We start from the raw sequence: 7,479 nt of genomic DNA, 5'->3' as shown, positions 1-7,479 counted from the left end.
CCATGAAGCCGCAGCTCAGGGCGGCCGTGCTGGAAAGCTTCCATCACCTCGCCGCTGACAGCGACATCGTTCTGGTCGAAGGCGCAGGCTCCGCGTCGGAGATCAATTTGCGCGCCGGCGACATCGCCAACATGGGCTTCGCGCAGGCGACGCAGATTCCGGTGGTGATCATCGGCGACATCGATCGCGGCGGCGTCATTGCGAGCCTCGTTGGGACGAAGGCGGTGCTCGCGCCTGACGATGCCGATCTGGTCGCCGGTTTTCTCGTCAACAAATTCCGCGGCGATCCCGCCTTGTTTGCATCCGGCATGAACGAGATCGCGACACGCACCGAATGGCCGTCGCTCGGGCTCATCCCGCACTTTTCCGATGCGCGCCGGCTGCCTGCGGAGGATGCGCTCGGTCTGCCTGGACGTAGCGCTGCAGGCGGACACCGGCCAAAGGTCGTCGTGCTCGCCTATCCCCGCATCTCCAATTTCGACGAGTTCGATCCGTTGCGGCTGGAAAACGGAATCGATCTGCACTTCTTGCGGCCGGGCACGCCGATCCCCGGGGATGCGGCGATCGTGATCCTGCCCGGCTCGAAAGCGACCATCGCCGATCTCCAGGCCTTGCGGGAGACCGGCTGGGACATTGATCTGTTGGCGCATCTGCGCCGCGGCGGCCGCGTGCTCGGTATCTGCGGTGGCTACCAGATGCTCGGGCGCGTGATCAGCGATCCCGACGGCCGTGAAGGCGCCCCCGGTTCCGTCGCGGGGCTTGGCCTGCTCGACGTCGAAACGACCCTGACCGACGACAAGGCGCTGCGCGAGGTGCACGGCGCGCTCACCGAGGATCCGATTCCGTTCCACGGCTACGAGATGCATATCGGCCGCACCGACGGGCCGGCCGCTCAAACCCCGTTTCTCACTTTCGCCGATGGCCGCCGCGATGGCGCGGTCGCGCGCGAGGGGCAGATCGCCGGTTGCTACGTGCACGGCCTGTTCGCCGATGACGGCCTTCGCGCGCATTGGCTCGGTCGTCTCGGTGCCACAACGACCGAACTCGCCTACGAGAGCGATGTCGAGGCGACTCTGGATGGGCTTGCGGCGCATCTCGAGCGCCATGTCGATATCAACCGTCTGCTCGCGCTCGCGACTGCACCGCGCGGCCTGCCTTCTACAGCACCTTGACGAGGAAGATGATCGCGACGAACAGCGCCTGGATCAGACAGGCGAGCCGGTAAAGCCGCAAGGCGCGCCGGATGTCGGACGCGTTCAGATTGGCGCGTCCGTCGCCCATCCAGGCATCTGTCACAAGGTGCCCATGATAGACGCGCGGCCCGGCGAGACGCAGCCCCAACGCTCCGGCCATCGCGGCCTCCGGCCAGCCTGCATTTGGTGAGCGATGGTTCGATGCATCGCGCGCGACGGCATGCAGCGCCGATGACGAGGATGCACCGGGAACGAGGCGCGCAGCAGCTGCGATCCACACCGCCGACAGGCGCGAGGCCGGCAGGTTGATCAGATCATCCAGCCGCGCCGCGGCCCAGCCGAACGCGCGGTGACGATCGGACAGATGGCCGATCATGCTGTCGGCGGTGTTCACCGCCTTGTAGACCAGAATGCCGGGAAGCCCGCCCATGAACAGCCAGAACAACGGCGCCACGACGCCGTCGGAGAAATTCTCGGCGAGACTCTCGATCGCCGCGCGCGACACGCCGGCTTCATCCAGCCGCTCCGGATCGCGCCCGACGATCATCGCCACCGTGCGACGGCCACCGTCGAGCCCGCTCGTTTCCAACCCCGCTGCGACGGCAGCAACATGCGTGTAGAGACTGCGCTGCGCCAGCAGGCTGCTCGCCACCACGCCGAGAATGAGCGTCGCGGCGATGTCGCCGAGGGCCGCCGCCAGGAGCCAGGTCGCAGCCACGCCGATGGCGGCCATTCCGGCCACGAGCAGGACCACGAGCGCGACGCCGAACGCCTGGCGCAGCGCGAAGCTGTCGCCTGCCCTGTTCCAGCGATCGTCAGCCCATGCTATCAGCGCGCCCATCCACATCACGGGATGACCGATCCGCTGCACCAGGATCTGGGGATAACCGACCGCCGCCTCGAAGAGGAGCGCCGTGAGCGCGAGTGAGACGAACATCGATCTCCGCTAAGGGATAGACATGGACGACAGAGCGACTAGCACGCGCGTGGATCAGCCGGAAGCCATCGTTCACGGCGGCGACCTCGACGCGATCGGCCGCCGCTACCCGGATGCGCCACAGCCCTGGATCGACCTGTCGACCGGCATCAATCCCGTCCCTTATCCTCTGCCCGAGCTCCGGGCGGCAAGCTGGGCACGCCTGCCGAGCAAGGCCGAGCAGCACGCGCTTCAGGCTGCGGCCGCGGCACGCTACGGCGTAGCGGAGCCCGAGATGATCGTTGCCGCACCGGGAACGCAGGCGCTTCTGCAGATCATGCCGCGGCTGCGCCCGCGATCGCGCGTCGCCGTACTGGCGCCGACCTATGAGGAGCACGCGCTGTGCTGGCGCCGCGCCGGCCATCGGGTCGAATTGGTCGATGACCTCGATGCGCTCGCTGCGGCCGACGTTGCAGTGATCGTGAATCCCAACAATCCGACCGGCGGCCTGCAGCCGCGCGATGCGCTGGTCCGCCTGGCGTCGACCCTGCGCCGGCGCGACGGCCTGCTGGTCGTCGACGAAGCCTTTGCCGATCTCTCTCCGCGCGAAGCTAGCCTCGCGGCCGATCTGCCGCCAGCCACGATCGTGCTGCGCTCGTTCGGCAAGGTCTACGGCCTTGCCGGCATGCGCCTCGGCTTTGCGATCAGCTCGGACGACATCATACGACATATGCGCGACGAACTGGGTCCATGGGCGGTTTCGGGACCGGCGCTCACCATTGGAGCGGCTGCACTGGCCGACGACACGTGGCTGCGCCAGACGCGCGCGCGACTGACCAGGGATTGCGCGCGCATCGATGCGCTTCTGTCCCAGGCCGGGTGCACGGCTATCGGCGGCACACTGCTATTCCGGCTGGTCGCATCGGCGAGAGCCGCCGACATTGCCGACCGGCTCGCGCGTCACGGCATTCATGTCCGCCGCTTCCCGGCGCAACCGAGCTGGCTGCGTTTCGGCCTGCCGGGCGATGAAGCTCAATGGCAGCGGCTTGCCGAGGCGCTTGCCGGCTAGCCGAGCACGCAGGCTGCGAGCAGCAGCGTCTCCGTCACCTCGATGCTGGCGCCGTGGCAGTCGCCGGTGATGCCGCCAAGCCGCCATTGCCAGTAGAAGGCAATCGCCGGGATGAGCACGATGGCGATCAGGGTCGGAACTGCACCGGCGAGCGCGCCGATGGCGAGAACGCCGCCCCATCCGACAATCACGTTCCTGCCGACGCTGTTCGCGACGCTCGCGCCGAGCCCCGGCTTCAGCGACAACAGAGTCTTCGTACAGACCAGCGTCCCCAACCGCGCCCAGGCCGGGATCAGCACGAGCGCCCAGGCCGTCGGCCCCGTCGCCAACTCTGCGATCAGCACCAGCTTCGCTGCAATCTGCAGGGCGATCGCGACGACCGCGAAGCTGCCGGCTTGGGGATCGCCGAGCACAGCGATAAAGCGCTCGGGCTTGCCATGCGAGGCACCGAACGCATCGGCGACATCACCGAGCCCGTCGAGATGCAGCGCGCCGGTGATCCAGATCCAGCCGACGAGCACGGCGAGCGCGACGATCCACGGATCGGCGCTTTGAAAGATCCGAGCGAGAATCGCGAGACAGGCGCCGATCACCAGCCCCGCGGCCGGAAACCACCGCGACGCCTGCGCGAGATCATCGGGCCTGTTATCCTCAACGCGTGGCGTCGGCAGACGCGTCAGGAATTGCAGGGCGATCCAGAATTCACGAAGGCTCATGGCTGGATGATCTCGACGATTTCGCCCCACGGCGCGCCATCGGCGCCCTGTCCGGCTTCGAGCGTGAGACGGGTGCCTGGATGAATGCGCAGGCTCCACAGTCGGTGCAACGGCCAGCCGAGCAGATGCGCCAGCGCGGCGCGGATCGCGCCGCCATGCGTGACCACCAGGACCGGCGCAGGCTCCGGCGTGGCGAGAATGCGGTCCATCGCGCGCGACACCCGGACTTGCAGATTGGCCCAGCTCTCGCCCTCGGGCGCTGCCACGGCTGGATCAGCGTAGAAGGCCTCGAGCAAGGCGGCCTCCTTCGGTTCGCTCACGATGTCGCTGCGCTTGCGTCCGTCCCATTGTCCGAAGTGCAGTTCGCTCCAATCCTCGTCGATCTCCGGCGCGATGCCGACCTGCAGCGCGTAACACTCCGCCGCCGCACGTGCCCGCGCCAAGGGTGAGCTCACGACCGTGCGCCATGCCCTGCTTTGCGTTTGCCGCCGGAATTGCTCCCAGCCCGCCTCGCTCAGCGGCGGATCGGTGCGGCCGTCCAGATAGCCATCGCGCCCCGTCGTCCCATGCCGCAGCAGGTCGAGCCGCATCAGCCCTCGCGCCCCGAGACGGCGGCCTCCGCAAAGGTCGCCATGCTGTTGTGGAGTGCGCAGGCGAGCCGGATGATCGGCAGCGCGGTGGCCGCGCCTGAGGCTTCGCCGAGCCTGAGATCGAGATCGATCAGCGGACGCGCGCCGAGTGCTTCGAGCACCAGGGCATGGCCGCGCTCGGCGGAGCGGTGCGAAAACAGCAGCCAAGGCCGGCAGGACGGATTGAGCTTCACCGCGACCAGCGCTGCCACGGAGACGATGAAGCCATCGACCAGCACCGGCCAGCGCCGCTCCGCGGCGGCAATGATCGCGCCCGCCATCGCGATGATCTCCAGACCACCGACGGCAACCAGGACATCTGCCGCGGCCGCCGGAGCGGTCAGCCCATGCCGCGCCAGCGCTTCGGCAATGACCGCGGCTTTGCGAGCGCGCCCATCCGCATCGAGCCCCGTTCCGCTGCCAACGATGTCGGCAGGGCCACACGACAGCAGAGCGGCCGCGATCGCCGCCGCCGAGGTCGTGTTGCCGATCCCCATCTCGCCGAAGATCACGAGATCAGGCGCGTGATCAGCCTGCCGCGCGACCGCCCGCCGTCCGGCCTCGCAGGCGAAGGCCACCTCCTCCGGGGTCAGCGCCCGTTCGACACTGAAATCGCGCGTGCCGCGCCGCGGCTTGTCGACGACCACGCCGCGCACCGGTTCATCCGCCAGCGTGCCGACGTCGACCACCTCCAATGGACAGCCCAGTGTCCGCGCCAGGACCGAGATCGCCGCCCCGCCTCCCGCAAAATTGTGCAGCATCTGCACCGTCACTTCCGGCGGATAGGCCGAGACACCCTGGGCCGCGATGCCGTGATCGCCGGCGAACAGCACCACCGGCACGCGCTCCGCCCCCGGGCGCTCCGTCGCCTGCAGCGCCGCCAGTTCGACCGCGACCTCCTCCAGCCGTCCGAGCGCGCCGAGCGGCTTGGTCAATTGGGCCTGCCGCGCGAGGGCCGCCCGCCGATGGCTTTCGGACGGGGCCGGACAATTGAGGCTGATCCATTCGGGCAACACGTGAGACGTCCAGTCTGGTGGCGGGTGTCCCGCTTGCCACCGGATGTCGGCGATGACAAGGACCCAGACGAACCGACTGGCTTGGCCGTCAGGACGGGAAGTCGGCCGCCTTCACCTGCATCCGGTCGGCGTGCAGCGACCAGTCGCGGAGGTTCTGCGTCTTGCAGAACTCCTGCTTGGCGATCTCTGCGGCCTCGCCTTCGCTGTCGGCCTCAACCTCCAGCGTGCTCTGGCAGATTTCGCACTGGCGGCCGTTCTCGCCCAGCACGTCCTTCATGAAATGGATGACATAGCGCGACATGCAACCTCCCTGCCCGTTGAAGCAGTGCTCGAAGGTGATGTTACCGCGCTTGGGCGTCGGCTGTTGACCGATATCAAGCGGCCGACGCAAATATTTGATGCAGCTGATGGAACCGCGCTCAGGCGCCGGCTGCGGGGAGGCTCGCGGCGGCAATGGCGACGAACCTGGACACCGCGCGCCGCACGCGGCCAGGAGTCGACTTCAGAATGGCGTTCAGCCGGCGCATCGGACCTATTTCCCTTCGGCGCCGAGCGAAAGATCAGGCTCAAGCTCATGGCGCTCCTGGAAAAATGATCGGCCGACCGCCGGCTGTCGAGACAGCGGAGAAAATAGCAATGACCGCTTCGCCGCGGCCGCTCTGGAGAGAAGATTCATTGCTGCGCTGCGGCTTACGACGCATGAAATCTTCTCCTCACCTTCCGCCCTCCGCGGCTACTCCGGCAGCATTCCGAACACCTCGCGGAACCGGGCGCTGTAGCGCGGCCACGCATCCGGGTTGATCAGCCGCGGCGGCCGGCCGCCGTCGAGCGCGGCGAGCAGCTGCTCGGCGGCGATCCGGCCCATGTTCTGCCGCGCCTCGCGGGTCACGCCGGCGGTGTGCGGGCTCGCCAGGACGTTGTCGAGCTGCAGCAGCGGATGGTCCGGCGGCGGCGGCTCCTTGGACCAGACGTCGAGCCCGGCGCCTGCGATGCGCTTTTCTGTCAACGCAGCGAGCAGCGCCTCCTCGTCATGGATGAAGCCGCGGGCGGTGGTGACGAAATAGGCGTTCGGCTGCATCAGCGCGAACTCCCGGGCGCCGATCATGCCGCGGCTCTCCCGGGTCAGCGGGCAATTGATCGAGACGAAGTCGGAGCGCCGCATCAGGTCGTCGAGCTCGACCTTCTCCGCACCGCGCGCCGCGATCTCCTCGGCCGAGAGATAGGGGTCGTAAGCCAGCACCGTCATGCCCAGCAGGCCGCGGCACAGCTCGGCAACCCGGCGGCCGACATTGCCGAGGCCGACGATGCCGACCGTGCGGCCCTGCACCTCGTTGCCGATCAAATCGTTGCGGTTGACGTCGCGCTCGCGGCGCAGCCGGCGGTCGGACTGGATGATGCGCTTCGACAACGTCAGCATCATGCCGAGCGTGTGCTCGGCGACCGAATGCGCATTGCCACCGGACTGGTTGACGACCAGGACGCCGGCCTGGGTGCAGGCCTCGACATCGACCGGATCGTAGCCCGCGCCATTGCTCGAGACGATCAGCAGGCCCGGCGCTCGGCGCAACAGGTCGGCGTCGACATGGAAGCGCGGCGCCAGCTCGTCGCGGGCGGCGCCGATCTGATAGGCGTGGGCCGCCGCGAGGATCGGCGCCGTGTCGGCCTCGGCACTCTCATTCTCCAGCCGGTCGAGCCGGACGTCGGGACGCGCCGCCAGCAGCTCGCTGAAGATCGGGTGGGCGAGATATTTGACGTAGAAGACGCGCTTGGAATTCGCGGCCATGAACAGGCGACCTCCTGGTTTCTTGCTTCTTGTCGGACACGAAAGGCGGATGCCTGACCGGCCGGGCCGGCATGTTGACAATCGATCCGGCGCCGTCAAGCTCGTCCCCCTATTCCGCCAAACCAAGACCGGGAGGAACCATGGCCACTGACGCCGA

General features: G+C 67.9%; 8 protein-coding genes. 2 read left to right on the top strand and 6 right to left on the bottom strand.

Annotation, left to right across the window (positions count from 1 at the left end):
- Nucleotides 1–1,172 (top strand): cobyric acid synthase (locus tag BRAO375_RS12515; protein ID WP_009027835.1); only part of this gene is annotated, 1,172 nt, incomplete at its 5' end.
- Here BRAO375_RS12515 and cbiB read toward each other — a convergent pair.
- Nucleotides 1,159–2,130 (bottom strand): adenosylcobinamide-phosphate synthase CbiB, encoded by a 972-nt coding sequence (cbiB, locus tag BRAO375_RS12510; protein WP_009027834.1) that lies wholly within the window; start codon nt 2,128–2,130, stop codon nt 1,159–1,161. The two genes, BRAO375_RS12515 and cbiB, sit on opposite strands and share 14 nt — an antisense overlap.
- A 22-nt stretch (nt 2,131–2,152) precedes the next feature.
- On the opposite strand from cbiB, the gene cobD reads away from it, so the two are divergent.
- The gene (gene cobD, locus BRAO375_RS12505) at nt 2,153–3,178 is read left to right on the top strand and encodes a threonine-phosphate decarboxylase CobD (RefSeq protein WP_009027833.1); all 1,026 of its coding nucleotides are present in this window, start codon (nt 2,153–2,155) and stop codon (nt 3,176–3,178) included.
- Here the strand turns inward: cobD and cobS are convergent.
- The 5 genes from cobS to BRAO375_RS12480 form a co-directional block, all read right to left on the bottom strand.
- On the bottom strand, nt 3,175–3,894 hold the full coding sequence (cobS, locus tag BRAO375_RS12500; protein ID WP_009027832.1) for an adenosylcobinamide-GDP ribazoletransferase: 720 nt from the start codon (nt 3,892–3,894) through the stop codon (nt 3,175–3,177). The two genes, cobD and cobS, sit on opposite strands and share 4 nt — an antisense overlap.
- A complete protein-coding gene (locus BRAO375_RS12495) occupies nt 3,891–4,484 on the bottom strand; it encodes a histidine phosphatase family protein (RefSeq protein WP_009027831.1) in 594 nt (197 codons plus the stop codon). The genes cobS and BRAO375_RS12495 overlap by 4 nt, the downstream gene beginning before the upstream one ends.
- Complete coding sequence (gene cobT, locus BRAO375_RS12490; protein WP_009027830.1) at nt 4,484–5,539, bottom strand: nicotinate-nucleotide--dimethylbenzimidazole phosphoribosyltransferase; 1,056 nt, start codon at nt 5,537–5,539, stop codon at nt 4,484–4,486. Before cobT ends, BRAO375_RS12495 begins: the two co-directional genes overlap by 1 nt.
- Before the next feature lie 88 nt (nt 5,540–5,627).
- Nucleotides 5,628–5,840, bottom strand: coding sequence for a hypothetical protein (locus tag BRAO375_RS12485; protein ID WP_009027829.1), 213 nt, complete (start codon nt 5,838–5,840; stop codon nt 5,628–5,630).
- 432 nt (nt 5,841–6,272) lie between these two features.
- Nucleotides 6,273–7,322 carry a hydroxyacid dehydrogenase gene (locus BRAO375_RS12480; protein ID WP_009027828.1) on the bottom strand — a complete coding sequence of 350 codons (1,050 nt, stop codon included), beginning with the start codon at nt 7,320–7,322 and terminating at the stop codon, nt 6,273–6,275.
- Nucleotides 7,323–7,479 lie beyond the last annotated feature (157 nt).

The sequence above is a fragment of the Bradyrhizobium sp. ORS 375 genome, from assembly GCF_000239775.1.
Lineage (GTDB): Bacteria > Pseudomonadota > Alphaproteobacteria > Rhizobiales > Xanthobacteraceae > Bradyrhizobium.
Note: the sequence above shows the minus strand (reverse complement) of the source record. Positions and strands in the feature narration are given on the sequence as shown.